The 17,104-nt window shown below is 71.3% G+C and carries 18 protein-coding genes and 1 pseudogene; 6 read left to right on the plus strand and 13 right to left on the minus strand.

The genetic code is table 11. From position 1 onward, the window contains the following. Positions 1–49: 49 nt before the first annotated feature. Both ACWCO3_RS04975 and ACWCO3_RS04980 read right to left on the minus strand, forming a co-directional pair. The gene (locus ACWCO3_RS04975; protein WP_450008562.1) at positions 50–583 is read right to left on the minus strand and encodes a WapI family immunity protein; all 534 of its coding nucleotides are present in this window, start codon (positions 581–583) and stop codon (positions 50–52) included. A 45-nt stretch (positions 584–628) separates the two neighbouring features. Continuing rightward, positions 629–1,774, minus strand: a complete 1,146-nt coding sequence (locus tag ACWCO3_RS04980; RefSeq protein WP_450008564.1) for a hypothetical protein — start codon at positions 1,772–1,774, stop codon at positions 629–631. 169 nt (positions 1,775–1,943) lie between these two features. On the opposite strand from ACWCO3_RS04980, the gene ACWCO3_RS04985 reads away from it, so the two are divergent. Next, positions 1,944–3,497 (plus strand): gluconokinase, encoded by a 1,554-nt coding sequence (locus ACWCO3_RS04985; protein WP_450008566.1) that lies wholly within the window; start codon positions 1,944–1,946, stop codon positions 3,495–3,497. A gap of 22 nt (positions 3,498–3,519) precedes the next feature. Here ACWCO3_RS04985 and ACWCO3_RS04990 read toward each other — a convergent pair whose 3' ends face one another. Beyond that, positions 3,520–3,804, minus strand: coding sequence for a putative quinol monooxygenase (locus ACWCO3_RS04990; RefSeq protein ID WP_358161741.1), 285 nt, complete (start codon positions 3,802–3,804; stop codon positions 3,520–3,522). Positions 3,805–3,961: 157 nt separating this feature from the next. On the opposite strand from ACWCO3_RS04990, the gene ACWCO3_RS04995 reads away from it, so the two are divergent. After that, positions 3,962–5,317: a serine hydrolase gene (locus tag ACWCO3_RS04995; RefSeq protein WP_450008568.1), complete on the plus strand. Its 1,356-nt coding sequence runs from the start codon at positions 3,962–3,964 to the stop codon at positions 5,315–5,317. 7 nt (positions 5,318–5,324) lie between these two features. Here ACWCO3_RS04995 and ACWCO3_RS05000 read toward each other — a convergent pair whose 3' ends face one another. The 5 genes from ACWCO3_RS05000 to ACWCO3_RS05020 form a co-directional block, all read right to left on the minus strand. Beyond that, complete coding sequence (locus ACWCO3_RS05000) at positions 5,325–6,104, minus strand: hypothetical protein (RefSeq protein WP_450008570.1); 780 nt, start codon at positions 6,102–6,104, stop codon at positions 5,325–5,327. A gap of 104 nt (positions 6,105–6,208) precedes the next feature. Then, the gene (locus tag ACWCO3_RS05005) at positions 6,209–6,967 is read right to left on the minus strand and encodes a MerR family transcriptional regulator (RefSeq protein WP_450008571.1); all 759 of its coding nucleotides are present in this window, start codon (positions 6,965–6,967) and stop codon (positions 6,209–6,211) included. A gap of 50 nt (positions 6,968–7,017) precedes the next feature. After that, complete coding sequence (locus ACWCO3_RS05010) at positions 7,018–9,339, minus strand: putative bifunctional diguanylate cyclase/phosphodiesterase (RefSeq protein ID WP_244311873.1); 2,322 nt, start codon at positions 9,337–9,339, stop codon at positions 7,018–7,020. 198 nt (positions 9,340–9,537) lie between these two features. Next, positions 9,538–9,714 carry a hypothetical protein gene (locus ACWCO3_RS05015; RefSeq protein ID WP_167524920.1) on the minus strand — a complete coding sequence of 59 codons (177 nt, stop codon included), beginning with the start codon at positions 9,712–9,714 and terminating at the stop codon, positions 9,538–9,540. A gap of 7 nt (positions 9,715–9,721) precedes the next feature. Beyond that, a complete protein-coding gene (locus tag ACWCO3_RS05020; RefSeq protein ID WP_145785856.1) occupies positions 9,722–9,955 on the minus strand; it encodes a zinc-ribbon domain-containing protein in 234 nt (77 codons plus the stop codon). A 112-nt stretch (positions 9,956–10,067) separates the two neighbouring features. Between ACWCO3_RS05020 and ACWCO3_RS05025 the strand changes: the two genes are divergently transcribed. Next, positions 10,068–10,430 carry a type II toxin-antitoxin system RelE/ParE family toxin gene (locus ACWCO3_RS05025; RefSeq protein ID WP_450008573.1) on the plus strand — a complete coding sequence of 121 codons (363 nt, stop codon included), beginning with the start codon at positions 10,068–10,070 and terminating at the stop codon, positions 10,428–10,430. Then, a complete protein-coding gene (locus tag ACWCO3_RS05030; RefSeq protein ID WP_145785360.1) occupies positions 10,427–10,744 on the plus strand; it encodes a helix-turn-helix domain-containing protein in 318 nt (105 codons plus the stop codon). Before ACWCO3_RS05025 ends, ACWCO3_RS05030 begins: the two co-directional genes overlap by 4 nt. A 113-nt stretch (positions 10,745–10,857) precedes the next feature. On the opposite strand, the gene ACWCO3_RS05035 is transcribed toward ACWCO3_RS05030, so the two are convergent. The 4 genes from ACWCO3_RS05035 to ACWCO3_RS05050 all read right to left on the minus strand — a co-directional run bounded on the left by ACWCO3_RS05035 (position 10,858) and on the right by ACWCO3_RS05050 (position 15,115). Continuing rightward, entirely contained in the window at positions 10,858–11,727 is an 870-nt protein-coding gene (locus ACWCO3_RS05035) for an SRPBCC domain-containing protein (RefSeq protein ID WP_450008575.1), read from the minus strand. Then, the gene (locus tag ACWCO3_RS05040) at positions 11,720–12,277 is read right to left on the minus strand and encodes a winged helix-turn-helix domain-containing protein (RefSeq protein ID WP_124820022.1); all 558 of its coding nucleotides are present in this window, start codon (positions 12,275–12,277) and stop codon (positions 11,720–11,722) included. The genes ACWCO3_RS05035 and ACWCO3_RS05040 overlap by 8 nt, the downstream gene beginning before the upstream one ends. 100 nt (positions 12,278–12,377) lie before the next feature. Continuing rightward, complete coding sequence (locus ACWCO3_RS05045) at positions 12,378–13,721, minus strand: class I SAM-dependent methyltransferase (RefSeq protein WP_357930515.1); 1,344 nt, start codon at positions 13,719–13,721, stop codon at positions 12,378–12,380. Beyond that, entirely contained in the window at positions 13,718–15,115 is a 1,398-nt protein-coding gene (locus ACWCO3_RS05050) for an FAD-binding oxidoreductase (RefSeq protein ID WP_450008579.1), read from the minus strand. The genes ACWCO3_RS05045 and ACWCO3_RS05050 overlap by 4 nt, the downstream gene beginning before the upstream one ends. A gap of 93 nt (positions 15,116–15,208) precedes the next feature. On the opposite strand from ACWCO3_RS05050, the gene ACWCO3_RS05055 reads away from it, so the two are divergent. Beyond that, complete coding sequence (locus ACWCO3_RS05055; protein ID WP_208745107.1) at positions 15,209–15,679, plus strand: aminoacyl-tRNA deacylase; 471 nt, start codon at positions 15,209–15,211, stop codon at positions 15,677–15,679. Positions 15,680–15,738: 59 nt separating this feature from the next. Beyond that, positions 15,739–16,440 carry an RICIN domain-containing protein gene (locus ACWCO3_RS05060; RefSeq protein ID WP_145785365.1) on the plus strand — a complete coding sequence of 234 codons (702 nt, stop codon included), beginning with the start codon at positions 15,739–15,741 and terminating at the stop codon, positions 16,438–16,440. Between the two features lie 10 nt (positions 16,441–16,450). Here the strand turns inward: ACWCO3_RS05060 and ACWCO3_RS05065 are convergent. Then, a pseudogene (locus ACWCO3_RS05065) lies at positions 16,451–17,008 on the minus strand (MFS transporter); the annotation flags it as partial. Positions 17,009–17,104: the final 96 nt, after the last annotated feature.

The following is a 17,104-nucleotide window of genomic DNA, read 5'->3' on the forward strand; positions in this document are numbered from 1 at the left end:
AGAGCAGGCCCGGCGCGGGCTCCACAAGGACCGCACCGGCCGGACCGGGTCAGCCGGCGCGCCGCCGGTACGGCTGCGGCCCGTGGGTCGGAAACCGCGACTGGATACGCGGTGGGTACGCCTCGCAGTGCTCGGCCCAGTGCTCGGCGGCGGTGGCGAGGGCGTCCGCGGAGACGGTGAGGACCAGCGGGTAGATGGCGCTGGAGGGGCGGCGCATCCACGGGGGCAGTGACTCGGCGGAGAACTCCACTATCAGTTCCAGCCGGCGGCGACGGAGCACGCGGGTGCGGAGGGCCAGGTTGGGTTCGGTGAAGCGGACCAGCGCCGGTGGCGCGCTCAGCCCGAGGGCGGCGGTGGCCTGGCCGTGTAGCCAACCGCCGAGCGCGCGGGCCTCCTCGACCATCAGGCTCGGGTAGTGGTGCGACCAGGTCTGACCGTCGGCGGTGCGGGCGTCCACCTCGATGAGCAGCCAGTCGTGCCAGCCGGGTGCGACCCCGTCGGGGTCGTCGGGTGGGTCGATGCCGGGCTGGTAGCCGACGGGGCGTATCCGCACCCGGGCACCATCGTCAGACCGGATCTCCACTCGATCATTCTGGCCGACCGAAGAGGATTCCGGATGACAAATAGGTCATTTAGTGACGGTCCGCCGCACGCCCTGGTGGTCCGCGCAGGCCTTGGGCCGACCGCCGGCCAGGCTGACCGAGCCGTCGCGGCACTGCACCAGGTAACCCCGACCGGCCCAGAACTCCGGTACGCAGTCGAACCAGTCGCACACCTCGGCTGCCGGTTTGCGGATCCGCGTACCGCCGCAGAAGTCGTACCCCAGCGGGTTTTCCGGTGCCCCGCAGCGCGGCCCCCGGGGGGTCGTGCTGGGCGACGGGCGGGGTGACTTCGTCGGCTTCGGCGACGGGGGCTTGAGCGCAAGCTCCGGAGTGGCCGGGCGGCCCGCTGCGGGCGTCACGCTGGCGGTGGGCGCCGGGGTGGCCGCGACGGCCACCTCCGCCGGGTCGGACGGGTCCGACTCGATCAGCGCCGCCGGCACCAGCAACGCGATGGCCGCCGCCACCGCGAGGGTCCGCCGGCCGCCGGGTACGAACGACGACAGCCGGGCCTGCCCGGGCGTGGCCGCCGCCGGGCGGAACGGCTTGAGCTGGGCGTGCTCGGCGATCAGCTCGTCGAGCTGGGCGAGCACCGCCGCGCGTTGTTCGATCGCGTCGGCGAAGGCCAGGGTCAGCTTGAACCGGAAGTCCGCCGCGGCGTCGACGGGCAACAGCAACCCGGAGGTGTGCCGCCGGTCGAGTACCTGGATCACTGTGACCGGGGCCGCCGGGTCGTGGGCCAGGCCGGTCATTCGGCCGTACGCCCAGTCGCGCCGGCCGCGTCCGCCGAGCAGCACCAGTCGACGGCTGGTGATCACGGCCATGCCGGCGTCGGTGACGCGTACGCCGTCGGGGCGGCGCGGGCGCAACGGCCCGGCCGGTCGGGCGATCGTGAGGTCCGGCGCGGGAAGGACCGTGGTGTGGCGTACCTCGATCAGTTGCGCGGCCGGCAGCACCCAGAGCACCACCTCGTCGGCGGCCAACTCCAGGGGCAGGCCGGCACCGGCCGCTGCCGAGCCCTGGAAGTCGGCGGCCAGGGCGCGTAGTCGCCGTAGCTCGTCGGCACGTCGCCGCCACGCCGCCTCGGCACCGCGGTACGTGCTGACCCGCCGCACGTTCTGCCGGTGCGCCCACCGGTACCGCCATGTGGAACCCGTCGAATCAGTTTTTGCCACGCCGACTCCTTCGCCGCGCAGACCACCAATCTGGGTTGTCACGAGGTCTAACCGGAGCGGCGTGGCGCTCGGACACGCCGAAACGGGCAAAATACCCGATCGGCGGAGCATCCCGCACGATAGGGCGATACTGGTGCCGGCGTTCACGTTTTCCGAGGGGGTGACGGTCGTGCCGCCAGTCACCGTGCCCGGGGTCGTGATCGGGGTCGACATCGGCACCACCAGCACCAAGGCCGTCGCGTACGACACCGACGGGAAGCAGTTGGGCAGCCACTCGCTCGGCTACCCGCTGGACAACCCGCAACCCGGCTACGCCGAGCAGGACCCGCGACTCATCCTCGACGCGGTGCTCAGGTCGATCAGCATCGTCGTGGCGGAGCTGGTCCAGCCGGTGGCCGGGCTGTCGTTCAGCTCGGCCATGCACAGCCTGATCGGGCTGGATTCGGACGGCAACCCGCTCACCCCGTCGGTGACCTGGGCCGACTCACGGTCGACGCGGCAGGCCGAGCGGTTGCGGGCGGTGCCGTCCGGGCTGGCCCTGCACCGGCGCACCGGTACGCCCATGCACCCAATGTCACCGCTGCCCAAGCTGCTCTGGTTCGCCGAGCAGGAGCCGAAGCTGTTCGAGAAGGTCACGCACTGGGTGGGCATCAAGGACTGGGTGCTGCTGCAACTCTGCGGCACGCTGGTCACCGACCACTCGATCGCGTCGGCCACCGGCCTTCTGGACATCCACAGGTTGGAGTGGGACAGCGAGGCGCTGAGCATCGCCGGCATCACCGCTGACAAACTCCCCCGACTGGTCGCCACCACCGCCGTGCTGCCCAACCTCACGCCGCAGGCCGCTTCCACCACCGGCCTGCCGCAGCGCACCCCGGTGGTGGTCGGTGCCGGTGACGGGCCGCTGGCGAACCTGGGTCTGGGCGCGGTGCACCCCGGCATGGTGGCCTGTTCGATCGGCACCAGCGGCGCGATGCGGGTGATGGTCGAGCGGCCCGGCGTGGACCCGCTCGGTGGGGTGTTCTGCTACGCGCTGACCGAGCAACGCTGGGCGGTCGGGGGTGCCATCAACAACGGCGGCATCGTGCTCAAGTGGGCCGGTGCGGCGCTCGCCCCGGATCTGGGCGAGCACTCCGAGGAGGACCTGGTGGCCCTCGCCGCCCGCGCGCCGGCCGGTTCGGGCGGGCTCCTCATGCTGCCGTACCTGCACAGCGAACGGGCACCACACTGGAGCGCCCTGCCGCGCGGGGCGTACGTGGGGCTGACCCACGGGCACCGCCGTGAGCATCTGATCCGAGCTGCCCTGGAGGGGGTCTGCCAGCAGCTGGCGTTGGTGCTCAGCTCGGTACGGGCCGCCGGCAACGAGGTCCGGGAGATCCGGGCCGGTGGTGGGTTCGCCCGCAGCGGCCTGTGGCGGCAGATGCTCGCCGACGTGCTCGGCATGCCGGTGAGCTTCCCGGCGGCGCACGAGGGGTCGAGCTTCGGGGCGGCGCTGCTCGGCATGGAGGCGCTCGGGCTGATCCCCAGCATCGACGTCGCCGCCGACCTGGTGCAGATCGAGGAGACCATCCGCCCCGACCCGGCCGCCTCCGCCACCTACGCGGGGCTGCTGCCGCTCTTCGCCGAGCTGTACGACGCCCTGGTGCCCGCCTTCACCTCGCTCCGCCGGATGGCGCCCGGCCTGCCCGCCGAGACCGAGCCGTCGGACGGAAAGCCGAGGTGACAGTTCGGCGGTGGCGACCCGGTCAGGGTGCCTCGACGCCGGAGATCAGGTAGCGCTGCACGTCGGCGTCGAGGATCTCCGCTTCCTGCTGGTCACTCGGCCCGGAGCCACGGAACGCGGCCAGCTGCTCCGCGGACTCCCAGCGTTCGTAGACGTGGATCCGGCCCGGGTCGAGCGGGTCGGCGGCGAGCAGGAAGTCGAGGCAGCCGGCGGTGGCGCGCGCCTGCGCGATGACCTGGGCGCAGTCGGCGAGATAGGCGTCGCGCGCGTCAGGTTCGACGCGCAGACTGCCTGCGATGATCAACATGGCCGCCCCCCTTGAGGTTGGGTCTCCTGATGCGGCTGATTCCGCAGGGTTATATCTATACCTCTGAGGTGTGTCGCTCCTGGGCGCATCGCCGCCCGGTCGGGTGACACCAGTCCCGGGGACCTCAAGCGCATCCAACGTTTCATATCGTGCAAACGTGAGAATAAGCGACAAGAGGTGCTCATCTTCCCTGCTGCTGGGCTTTGTCCGCGTACCCCTGAAAGGGCTGGCGGCGGCGGTCGCGCTCGCCGTGGTCGCGACGACCGGGCCGGCCACCGCGGACGGCCCGGACCACGGGCCCGTCGCGGAGCCGGCGCAGCAGACCGAGCCGGGGTACGGGGACAGCGAGGGCCACGAGCCCGGCCTGGACCCGACTCCGGAGCGGGCACCGACCAGCGAGGTGTCCTGGTTGTCGTTTCCCGGCGGGGTGTTCGCTGTGGACTCGCTCGGGCACACGGTGCGCTACCGCGCCTGCGACAGCGACACCGGCCGGGTCGCCGACCCGAACATGCGGGTCGCCGCCGGGGTGGCCAGCGGTGCGGTGGTGGTCGGAGGCGTCGCCTACCGGTACCGGGTGCCGCTGGTCGGGCGCAGCGAGGGCACCCTTGAGGTGATCGGCCGGCACCGCCCGCCGGTGGAGTTGACCGGTGTGGTGGTCACCAGCCCGCAGCCGCCCACCGACCCGGTCGCGGGAGCCCGGCTGTTCCCGCTCAGCGGGCAGCTCGCCCGGGTGGTCGCGGACGCGAGCCTCAACCCTTCCGGAGTCACCGTCCGGGACCTGTCCGGTCGGTACGGCGACCAGCAGATCGCCGTCAACGGCTCGCTCCGGCCCAAGGCCGCCAGCGTGATCAAGCTGTGGATTCTTGTCGAGCTGCTCCGCCGGGTCGACTGTGGACAGGTCTCCCTCGACGACGGGGTGCTGGTCACCCCGGAGGACGTCGTGGGCGGCACCGGCCAGTTGCAGTTCGAGACGTTCCCGCAGGTGGTGACCCTGCACCGGCTCGCCCAGTATCTGATCAAGTACAGCGACAACGTCGCCGCGAACGTGCTGATCACCTACCTGGGCGGATTCGCCCCGGTCAACGCGCTGATCGACTCGATGAACCAGCGGTCCACCATCCTGGCCCGCCGGATGCTCGACAGCGCGGCCGCCCAGCGCGGCGAGGAGAACTACACCAGCCCGGACGACGTGGTGTCCCTGCTCGGCGCGGTCTGGGACGGCGAGATCCTCACCCCCGCCTCCCGCGACCTGATGATCGGATTCATGCGGGAACAGACCCTGAACACCAAGATCCCGGCCGCGTTGCCACCCGGGGTGCCGGTGGCCCACAAGACCGGTGACCTGCCGGACGCCTCCCACGACGTCGGCTACTACCTGATCCCCGGCACCGAGACCGCCGTCGCGTTCCTCACCGCCGGGCCGATGGCCACCGGCGACGAGACCGTCCGCCGGATGGCCCGAACCGTCTACGACTTCCTGGTCACCCCCGTCGACGGGGCGGTCGAGGAGTGAGCCGGCGTCAGGCGCCGGGGATGTTCGCCGGCGGATCCTCGCCGACCAGGTCGGCCGCCGGCGGGTCCGCCGACACCGCCAGCCCGAAGTCCGAGTACGTCAGGTCGAGCTGGGCGGTCTGCGACTCCTTGCTGGCCAGCTCGATGCGGTAGCGGACCAGGCGCCCCTGCTCGTCGACCGCAGCGGTGAATGGCACCGCCCCGGCCCGGTCACCGAGCACGTTGCCGACCCCGCTGCCCAGCACCGCGCTGCTCTCGCGCAGGTCCAGAGTCCCGGCGTACTCCCGCGTGGCGGTCTGCTGCACGGCGGTCGCCGTGCTGAGCGTGCCGGCCAGCTTGGTGTTGTCCAGGCCCTGCTTGGCGGGGGGTGAACCCGGAGCACCGACATGCCACCAGGTCTTGCCGTCCCACACCGGAACACGCCGGTCCGGGGCGCTGACCCGCACGTAGACGTCCGGCCCGGTGGTGAGCCGTTCGATCTTCACCTCGCCGGTGGGCACCTTCAGGGAGGTGGTCTCCAGACCACGCTGCGCCTTCGGGTCCCAGAGCACCACAGTGCCGTCCCCGCCCGTCGTCCCGCCGCTGCTCAACGTCAGCTTGTAGGTCTGCTGGTCGACCTTCCCGGCGGCGGCCTTGAGCACACCGACCGGGTCGGTCGGAGCCGCCGACGCCACCGGGCGACCCGCGTCGGTCTCATTCCCGGTGGCCACGAGTGCCCACACCCCGGCGGCGACAGCCACCGCGAGAATGACACCAGCGGCGATCAGCTTCGGCTTCTGCACTGTCATCTCCCCCGGGGCGGTGCGGTCCGGCCAGACTAGCCGGACCGCCCTCCGCTGTGCGCCGGGTCGGCCTCCCGGCCGACTGTGCTCCGGGTCGGCCTCCCGGCCGATCAGGCGCGGCTGATCGCGTTGGCGTGGATCGCCTCGTTCAGGTACGCGGCCAACCCCGGGGCGATGTTCTCGTAGTGTGCGGTGAACCGCTCGTCGGCCAGGTACATGTCGGCCAGGCCGGTGTGGATCTCGTACGAGCACTCGTAGAACCAGCGGCTGATGAGCTGCCGGTGCTCCTCGGCCAACTCCATCGCCTCGGCGCTGTCGGCTGGCGCGCCCGAGGCCATCAGCGCGACGATCCGCCGACCCCAGTCCTCGTTCTCCGCCTTGATCCGCAGCCAGTCTTCCTTGGTGTGGCGCGAGGCCCGCCGGTTCGACTCCCGGTACGCGTCGGTGCCACCCCAGCGTTGCTCCGCCTCGGCCTCGTGCTCCTCCGGCGTGAAGTCACCGAAGACCTCGAACCGCTCCTCGGGAGTGAGTTGGATGTTCAACTTGCTCGCCTCCATCGCGAACTCGATCGCCGTGACCATCTCCTGCAACCGCTTGATCCGTACCGTCAGCAGCTCGTGCTGCCGGCGCAGGTGCGCGGCCGGGTCGGCCGCCGGGTCGTCGATGATCGCGGTGATCTCCTCAAGCGGGAAACCCAGCTCCCGGTAGTACAGGACGAGTTGCAGCCGTTGCAGGTCCGCGTCGTCGTAGCGGCGGTAACCGGCCGAGGTCCGCCCGCTCGGCGAGAGCAGCCCCACCTCGTCGTAGTGGTGCAACGTCCGGACCGTCACGCCGGCCAGCTTCGCCACCTGACCCACCGTGTACGCCATGGTTCCCCTCCCTTCCGGGAACCAGGCTGCCGCCTGCCGCTACGTCAGGGTCAAGCCCGATTCTGACCCACCATCGCGGGGCCGTCCGGCCGCCCGTACAGATAGCCCTGACCGCGCGGGCAGCCGATCGCGGCGACCGCCTCGTGCTGGCGTTCGGTCTCCACCCCCTCGGCGACCACCGCAAGGTCGAACGCGCCGGCCAGTCGGGTCACCATCTCCACCGTGGCGTATGCGCGGTCGTCCGACCCCAGGCGGGCCACGAACGAACGGTCGATCTTCAGCTCGGTGGCCGGGATGCGGTGCAGGTAGCTCAGCGACGAGTAGCCGGTGCCGAAGTCGTCGATGGCGATCTTGATGCCCAGCTCGCGGAGCTGGTGCAGCCGCTCCAACACCGTCTCGGTGCCCTCGATCAACGCCGACTCGGTCAACTCCAGGGTCAACGCCCGCGGAGCCAGCCCGGCGGCGCTGACCGCCGAGGTGACAGTGGCGATCAGATCCGGGCGACGCAGGTGCGCCGCCGCGATGTTCACCGCGACGGTCGCCTCCGGCGCACGGCCCCGCCAGGTAGCGGCGGCCCGGCACGCCTCGTGGATCACCCACCTGTCGATCGGCAGGATCAACCCGGTCTCCTCGGCCAACGGCAGGAACTTCGCCGGCGGCAGCATCCCCAGGCGAGGATGCCGCCACCGCACCAACGCCTCGGCGCTGCGGACCGCGCCGGTGCCCAGGTCCACGATCGGTTGGAACTCCAGGTGCAGCTGGTCCTCGTCCACCGCCCGGCGCAGGTCCGCGATCAGTTCGGCGCGGGACACCGCCGACTCGCGCAGCGCCGGGGTGCACGTCCGGTACGCGGACTTCCCGGCCGCCTTCGCCGCGTACATGGCGATGTCGGCGTCGCGCAGCAGGTCGGTGTGGGAGGCGTGCTGCGGACCGAACTCCGCGATGCCGATGCTCGCGGACGGGTGCACCCCGACGTCCTCCTCGTCGTCGGAGGGCCGCAGCGCGTCCAGCAGCCGTTCGGCGAGCCGCTCCGGTGAGACGGGACCGTCGCCGTCGACCAGCACGGCGAACTCGTCTCCGCCCAGCCGGGCGATCGTCCCGTCGCCGTCCACGGCAGCCCGCATCCGGGCCGCCAACCCGGTCAGCAGGGTGTCCCCGGTGGCGTGCCCGAACCGGTCGTTGACCTGCTTGAACCCGTCCAGGTCGAGCAGCAGCACGGCCACCGGCCGGTCGTCGCGCAGGGCCAGGCGCAGCCGCCTGTTGAACAGCAGCCGGTTGGGCAGCCCGGTGAGCTGGTCGCCGTACGCGAGTCGGCGCAGCCGGGCCACCAGCCGCAGGTTCTCGTTGGCGGCCAACCCCTGCCGTACGGCGAGGGCGGCCAGCAGCACCATCATGGTCACGAACACCAGCTGCGGGGTCTGCCCGGTGGGCCGACGGGCCAGCACCACCGCGATGATCGCCCCGCCCACCGGCAGGTACGGCAACGCCCCGCGCCACCAGGGCGGCAGTGGTGACTCGGCGGTGTCGTCGGTGCCGTCGCAGTCCGGCGGCGGCGGCTTGCGGGTGGCCAGGCCGATCAGCAGGTAGCTCAGCGGCCAGCACAGGTCGATCGGGTGACCGGCGGCGTAGTCGGCGCGGGCGACCAGCGACACGTAGACGACGTCGGCGACGACCCGCAGGGTGAGGCTCCCCGCGAGCAGGCTCATCGGCTGCCACATCGGCCGGGCCGGGCCGGACACCGCGACCAGGATGGTGAGCTGCATCAGGTCGAACATCGGGTAGAGCAGCCCCAACGTGCGCGCCGTGTCGGCCAGCTCGGCGGCGGCCACCCCGCGGTAGACCAGCACCCAGGCGATCGGCACCAGGGCCAGTGCGACGATGATCCCGTCCAGCAGGGTGCGGGCCCGCCCCACCGCCGAGCGGGGCGCCGACGGTGAGCTGAGCAGCGCGGCCGTACCGGTGAGGATGCCGGCGGTGAAGACCACCCCGACCACCGGCGTGTGCGGCAGGTCGCCGCCGACGAGACGCTGCACCGTCCAGATCGCCCGGCCCACAGCGGCGAGCGCCATGGTGACGGCGAGCAGAGCCCAGAATCTGCGCAGCGGCGCAGGATGCCGACGGGCCACCCCGATGCACGCGAGCGTCGCCCAACCGGCGACCAGCAGCGCGCCGATGTCACTGACCAGCGCGGCTGCGGGCAGGGCGGCGACCAGCCAGGCTGCCTCCACGACCAGGACGGTGCCGGCGACCAGCAGACCGAGACGGCCCGCCCAGGGGCTTGTCGACGCGCGCCGGTCAGCGGGGTCGGGACGCGCGGGCGGTGCCGACGCGGTCGACACCACGACGGCCTGGCTCACGTCCTGCGGTGACACGGCGAACGCTTCGGCTCTCTCTCGTGGTGCACCCTCGACGCTGAGGACCGGTCCCGGCAAACCTCGCAAAGCCTAGTCAGCGGTCGGATGCCCCGCCAGGGCCGAACGGCAGGCCTGTCGGTGACCAAAGGTGCGGCAACCCTCCGGCCACATGCGACGGACGTCGGTGCTCCTCGGTCAACGGCCGGTGCTCCTCGGTCAACGGCCGGCGGAGCGGTTCCACGGTGAGCGGGGCAGTGTGGTGCCGGCCAGAGGGCGACGTGCCCGACGGCGTTTGCGCCGGCCGGGGGTGCAGGGCGGACGGGCCACAGTGTGCACCGCCACGTCGACCGGGGGCGTCGGTCGACCGATCAGCCAGCAGAGGAAGCGTTCCATCGACGGATCAGCCGACCGGGAGGCGCTGGGCATCGGCCTTGGCGATCTCGTACTCCGCCCCGCAGAACGTGCACTGCTGCGCGTACCGGGTGCGGATGGGGATGAGCGGAATGAAGAAGAGAGTAAATTTCGTCGCCCGTCGGGTGATCACCTGCGCGGCATGGTTGCCGCAGTGTCGGCATACCTGCTGCACGACACCGGACCGGTCGACCTTGGTACGCAGACCAAAGATGAAGAACATCGCCCGCCAGTACCCACTCAACAGCGAAAAGTCACCAGATCCCACCGGTGGATCAGAACCGGAAGGTCCGGCAAGCCCCATGAAGGTATAGCGAACGGTATACTACTCTCCCGTGCAGGAGGAGTGGGACGTCTTCGTCGTCGATGAGGTCCGCGCCTGGATCGACAGCCTCGACCAGGCGACCCTTGCCCGGGTCGTGCAGGCGATCGACGCGCTCGCCGAAGCCGGGCCCGGGCTGGGACGCCCCCTCGTCGACACGATCAGTGGGTCGTCGATCGCGAACCTGAAAGAGTTGTGTCCCGGCACGGTCCGCATCCTCTTCGTCTTCGACCCGTGGCGCGCAAGCATTCTGCTGGTCGCCGGCGACAAGGCGGGCCAGTGGACGAGTTGGTACCGACAGGCCATCCCGTTAGCCGAACAACGGTACGAGATCTACTTGAAGGAACGTGCACAGCAGGAGGGGGGACGGCGGTGAGTGGTCACGTGCGGTGGTCAGACATCCGGGCGGAGTACGTGCAGCGCGCTGGCGGCGAGGCGGCTGTCGAAGAGGGCAAGCAGGAGTTGCTCGCACAGGTTGTCGGGCACCGCCTCGCGGAGGTACGACGCTCCCGCGGCTTCACCCAGCAACAGATCGCCGACCGGATGGGCGTGACCAAGGGTCGGATCTCCCAGATCGAGCAGGGCCGGATTTCCGGCCAGGAGGTGGTCGCTCGCTACGCCGTCGCCCTCGGTGGCCGGCTACACCAGGCGATCTACTTCGACGACGGCGACATCGCCGCCATCGCCTGAGCCCGCCCAGTCGCCCAACGCATGATCGTGCTCGATCCAGGATGTAGTGCCCTCGCGAAGCCAACGAGGCCACTGGATCCCTGATCGAGCACGATCAAGCAGCGCGGGGCGGCTCAGTTGGTTGGCTGGGGCTCCAGGCCGGGGATCTCCTCGGAGAGCCAGATCGGCTGCCAGTTCGGCACCTCGTGGAAGCGGCGCAGCTCGAACAGCCCGGCAACCGAGCCGCTCCAGGCCCCGTACGGGGGGTTGGCCTCGTCGAAGCCGCTCTGCACGAAGGTCAGCGTGGTCCGGCCACCGGACTCGGCCAGCTCCCAGCTCGTCACGCCGGTCGGCCCCCAGTCGACGGACATCCGGCGACCGGGCTCCAGGTCGACGACCTTGGCCGCGTAGCCGGTCTCGAAGCCACCCATGGCGTACCGGCCGCCGACCCAGGGCTCGATGCCGATCGGGTAGCCGAACCAGGCGCTGGCCTGCTCGGAGTCGGTCAGCGACTCCCACACCTTGTCGGCGGGGGCGGCGATGACCAGCTCGCCCCGCAGGTCGGCGGAGGTGAAGTCGGTGCGGGGCAGCAGTGGCTTGCCCTCCACGTGGGCGGCCAGGTTGGCGATGGACAGCGCCCAGTACGTCTGGAGCACGCCCCGGATGGTGGAGCCGCTCATCGCCTCGGCGAAGTCGAAGTGGCTCTGGATCAGCGTCAGCACTGTGCTGTCGGGGCCCTCGGCGGTCAACTGGAACTCGGTGGTGGTCTCCACCCCGTCGAGCAGCCAGCCGAAGCGCAGCGTGTCGTCGTCGGCGTGCAGCAGTCGCTGATGCGGGGCGTCACCCTCGGGCGTGTAGCGGCCCCAGAACTCGTACCGCTGAGGCAGCTCGACCTCGGCGTGCTCGGCCAGCCAGAGACGCAGCTCTGCCGGGTCGGTCAGGGCTTGGCGGACGCGCCCGACCGGCGCGGAGAGACGGGCCTGAACCTTCATCGGCTCACTCATTGTCGTTCCCTTTCGGATAGCAGGCGACGGCCAGCTTGAAGGCATCTCCTTCGCTGCCGCCGTAGCGGGTGAACAACTCCTGAAGTGCGGTTTGCAGGTCGTGCAGGAACTGTTGGCGCTGCTCGGCCGGCACCCGGATCTCGCCGGAGACCCCGATCGAGGGCAGCTCGGGTGCCGCGCGGTCCAGGCCGGCGATGTCGGCCTGGACCTCCTCCATCAGGTCGAGCAGGTAGCCCAGGCTCAGCTCGTCGCGGGCCCGGCGTAGGCCGATCCGGCCGACGAGCCGTGGGGACAGCCAGTAGGACCGGGCGGCGGCCTGGTAGATGCCCTCGGTGATGCCGCGGACCTTGCGTTCGTTGACCAGCTCGACGAGGCCGGCCGCGACGAGCTGCTTGACGTGGTAGTAGACGCGCTGCGGCGTCTGGTCGAGTCGGGCCGCGACCTCGGTGCAGGTGCGCGGTTCGGCCAGTTGCCGCAGCACCTCGACGCGTTGCGGCTTGAGCAGGACTTCGGCCTGCTCGATCTGCTCCAGGTACAGGACGTCTCTCATGACAAAATCAGTTTGTACGTACAAAACTTGTTTGTCAATCAGTTCGCGAAAAGCCGCGCCGACGTTCTCGACGCGGCTTCCCGCGACACTCAGCGGATGGTCAGGGCAACCAGTCGGGTCGCAGCGGGTAGCCGTTCACCCCGTCCGGGCCGTTGTGCGTAGCCAGCACCTGGTGCAGCTGGATGCCGTTGCGCTCGAACGCCATCCGCGACCCCGCCATGTACAGCCCCCACACCCGAGCGGTGCCCGCGCCCACCTCGGACACGCAGAAGTCCCAGTGCTCGACCAGGTTGCGACACCAGGCGGCCAGCGTCAGCGCGTAGTGCTGGCGCAGGTTCTCCTCGTGGTGCACCTCGAATCCGGCGTCGTGGATCTCGCTGATCAGCCGGCCCGGGCCGGCCAACTCGCCGTCCGGGAAGACGTACCTGTCGATGAACGCGCCGGAGCGGTGCGGCGCCCGATTGTCCGCGCGGGTGATGCAGTGGTTGAGCAGACGCCCACCCTGCCGCAGCCGACTGCGCAGCGCCCCGAAGTAGGTCGGATAGTTGCGCACCCCGATGTGCTCGGTCAACCCGATCGACGAGACGGCGTCGAACTGCTCCGCCGGCGCGTCCCGGTAGTCCATGTGCCGCACCTCGGCCAGCCCGGTCAACCCCTCCCGCTCGATCGCCGCCTGCGCCCACTGCGCCTGCGCCTTCGACAGGGTCACCCCGAGCGCCTTGACGCCGTACTCGCGCGCGGCGTGCCGCACCATGCCACCCCAGCCGCAGCCCACATCCAGCAGCCGCATCCCCTTCTTCAGCGCCAGCTTGCCAGCGACCAGGTCGTACTTCGCCGCCTGGGCCTGCTCCAGCGTGTCGTCCGGAGAACGGAAAACCGCGCAGGTGTACGTCATCGACGGGCCGAGCACCTTCTCGTAGAAGGCGTTGGAGACGTCGTAGTGGTGCGAGATCGCCGTGCTGTCGCGGACCCGGGAGTGCCGCAGCCCGTTCACCACCCGCTTCCACCGTGGCAGCGCCTCCTGCGGCGGTGCCGGCGGCGGCATCAGCCTCTCCCAGCCCAGCCCACGGACCAGCGTCAGCCCCTCGGTCAGCGACGGTGGGCGCAACCGCAGCTCGTCCTTGAGCACCCGCAACGCCTCGTACGGGTCGCCCGGGTGCACCCCCTGCAACGCCAGGTCGCCACTGACGTACGCCCGGGCCATGCCCAGGTCGCCAGGGGCGGTGAGCAGGTACGACAGGCCACGCTCGGAACGGATCGCCAGGGTGATGCCGGCGTCGGACGGGCCGACGGCGCTGCCGTCGTACCCGGTGATCCGCACCGGCAGTGGTCCCGTGGTGACCGCGCGGACGACGTCCGCCACGGTCGGACCCGTGCGCCGGCCCCCCGCCGGCGGGGTGGCGGGAACGCTCGCCGCCCCTTGATCTCTGTCGGTCAGGCTCATGCTCGTGCTACCGCCTTTTCGTACAGTCCCGTCAGCCGGTGGTCCGGGTCGTAGCGGTCTTTCACCGCCCGCCACGTGTCGCCGCCGTAGAGGCGGTCGAAGGCGTCCCGGTCGTAGTACGCGTCCGAGTAGAGCGACTTGTGCCCGCCCGACTCCGACACCCTGCGTTCGATCGTGCGGTTGACGTCGCCGTCGGCGGCGCCCGGCGCGATCGGCACGCTCCCCCAGAACCCGATGTTGACGTAGTCCTGCCCCGGCCGGAGTGGATACAGCGGCCACGACCGCGCCGAACCGGGCCCCGCCGGCTCACGCAGTCGCAACGGACACAGCCACACCGGGTTCATCCCCACTGTGCTGGCGAACCAGCGCAGGAAGTCCGCCGTCTCGTTCAGCGGGATCTCCACGTCCTGCACGACCCGCTCCCGGGCCGGCTGGCCGCGCAGCCGGTCGATCCGGGCCGCCACCTGGTGGCGGTGTTCGAGTCGGACGAGCCGGTGGTAGAAGTCGCTGCGCCGGTAACGGGCCGGCCAGAACCGGCGTACGACCGGGTGCTGCGCGCCGAACGCCGCCGAGCACCAGAACCAGTCGGTGTCCCAGCGCCACAGATAGTCGTACGCGGTGAGCACGTCACGGGTGCGCTGGCGCAGCGACCGGTAGTAGATCGCCTGGCCGGTGTAGTCGCTGGGCGGATCGGCGGCGTCGGTGAACGTGGCGAACACCAGGTACGCCTCGCCGGGGCTGAACATCACCCCGTCCATCGCGTCGACCGGCTCGCCGGCCCAGGAACGGGTCGCGGTCACCTCCGCTATCGCATCGGTGAGCGCCTCCAGTTGGGTGAACCGGACGTTGCGCAACGCCACGTACCGGCCGACCGGTTGCAGCTCGATGCGCAGCCGGGTGGCGTAGCCGAGGCTGCCCAGCGAGTTGGGGAACGCGGTGAACAGGTCCGCGTGCTCCCCTTCGGGTCGGGCGGTGATGATTTCACCGGTGCCGGCGAGCACGTCCAACTCGCGTACCGACTCGTGCGGCAGGCCGTTGCGGAACGAGGTCGACTCGATCCCGAGGCCGGTCACCGCGCCGCCCAGCGTGATGGTGCGCAGTTGCGGCACCACCAGCGGCATCAGCCCGTGCGGCAGCGTCGCGTCGACCAGGTCCTCGTACGTGCACATGCCCTGCACGTCGGCGGTACGGCCGGTCGGCTCGACCGACAGCACCCCGTTCAGGGCACTCACGTCGAGGCCCGGGGTCCGGGGAGCGGACCGGGGGCGGAACAGGTTGGAGGTCCGTTTGGCCAGCCGGACAGGCTCGCCCGTGGGCACCGCGGCGTACGACCGTCGCAGCGTGTCCACCGCTTGATCATGGTCAATGGGGTGATCCACACGCTCAGCGCGCATGTGATCACCTTACGCTCGCGTTTCGGAAACCGTGGGATGTCGACGATGGCAGTTTCCCGTCCGCCACGGAGCCCGACGGTTACCGTGGCGGGCATGCCATCGCCCGCGATCACCGCCCTGGACGCCGCCGGACTCCCGTATCGGCTGGTCAGCCACGGTGAGGTCCGCAGCCTCGCGGAGGCCGCCGCGGCCCAGGGCGTGGCCGTCTCCGATGTGGTGAAGACCATCGTGGTCCGTCGCGGTGCCGACGATCACCTGTTCGTGCTCACCCCCGGCGACCGGGTCATCTCCTGGCCCAAGCTGCGCGCGCTGCTCGGGGTGCAGCGGCTCTCCATGCCCGACGCGGCGGGCGCACGAGCCGCAACCGGCTACGAACGCGGCACCATCACCCCGTTCGGCGCGAGCACTGCCTGGCCGGTGATCGCCGACGAGCGGCTGCGCGGCCGGGAGATCAGTCTGGGGGCGGGCGAGCGTGGCCTCGCCGTCGCGGTCGACGCCGACGCCGCGATCGTCGCCCTCGACGCCACAGTTGCCGACGTCACCGACCCGCAGCCCGCACGCTGAGCGCTGCACGTCGCCGCCGGACTGGCTCCGGCGCGCCGCCGTGGGCGAGGATGGCGCGTATGTCCGCGCCCCAGGAACGCCCCGACCCCGCCGGCACCGTCTACGGCGGGCGACCGGCGCCGAGCCCCGGGCCGCTGTCCGACCCGCTGCTGCGGGTCGCGGTGGCGGTCGGGGTCGTCGGCGCGCTCCTGGGGGTGGTCTTCGCGACCGGGCTGTTCGACGGGGACGCCGAGCAGCCGGTCCCGGCGGCGGTCGGCACGCCCTCCACCGCCGCGGAGCCGACCGAACCGGCGGCCGAGCCGAGCCCGACCGCACCGACCGAGCCGGCACCGACCACGCCGGCCGGGCCGCCCACCGGGCCGAAGGTGTTCCGGGTCGCCTCCGGGCTCTGCCTCGGGCTCGACGGCGACGGCAAGGAGGCCGAAGCCCAGTTGGCCGCGTGCAGTGGCGGCCCGGAACAGCAGTGGGTGGTCAACCCGATCGGCGCGGACGTGGTGACGTTGACCAACGCCGCCCACGGGCAGTGCCTGGACGTCGAGGGCGGCAGTCGGGACGACGGCGCGCAGTTCCTGCAGTTCCCCTGCCACGGCGAGGCCAACCAGCAGTGGCGGCTCTCCGCGACCGGCACCGGTCCGGTGCTGCTGGTCGCGGTGCACAGCGGCAAGTGCGCGCAGGCCGACGACGACGGCATTGAGGCGGGCGACGAGGTCCGGCAGCGGCCCTGCGACGGCCGACCGGCCCAGCAGTGGACCCTCAGCTGACGGCCCGGCCTCAGCCTCGGAAGCTCCACGCCCTGGGCGCGGTCGCGGCGGCGAGCACGGCCTCCGGCACCGGCCGACCTGGTCGCCGACGCAGCAGCAACGACAGGCCGGCTGCGCCGATCGACAGCGCACCCGCCACGTACCAGGCCATCGCGTAGTCGCCGAGCCGGTCCCGGACCAGTCCCGCGCCGGTCGCGGCGAGCGCCGCGCCGAACTGGTGCGCCGCGAAGACCCACCCGAACACGACAGCTCCGGCCCCACCGAAGTACTCCCGGCACAACGCCACGGTCGGCGGCACGGTGGCCACCCAGTCCAGGCCGTAGAAGACGATGAACACCAGCATGCTCGGCTGGGCGGTGCCGGAGAACAGGCTCGGCAGCACGAGCAGGGACGCCCCGCGGAGCGCGTAGTACAAGCCGAGCAGCAGCCGACTGTCCACCCGGTCGGTGAGCCAGCCCGACGCGATGGTGCCGACAATGTCGAAGAGCCCCACCAGGGCGAGCAGCCCGGCCGCCGTGGTCTGCGGCATGCCGTGGTCGTGCGCGGCCGGCACGAAGTGCGTACCGACGGATCGGCACGGCCCAGTACCTGTCCCCCGAGCAGGCGCGCGGCGAGGCCGTCGACGCCCGCTCCGATGTGTACGCCGCCGGCTGCGTGCTCTTCG

The organism is Micromonospora sp. NPDC002411 (genome assembly GCF_053592955.1).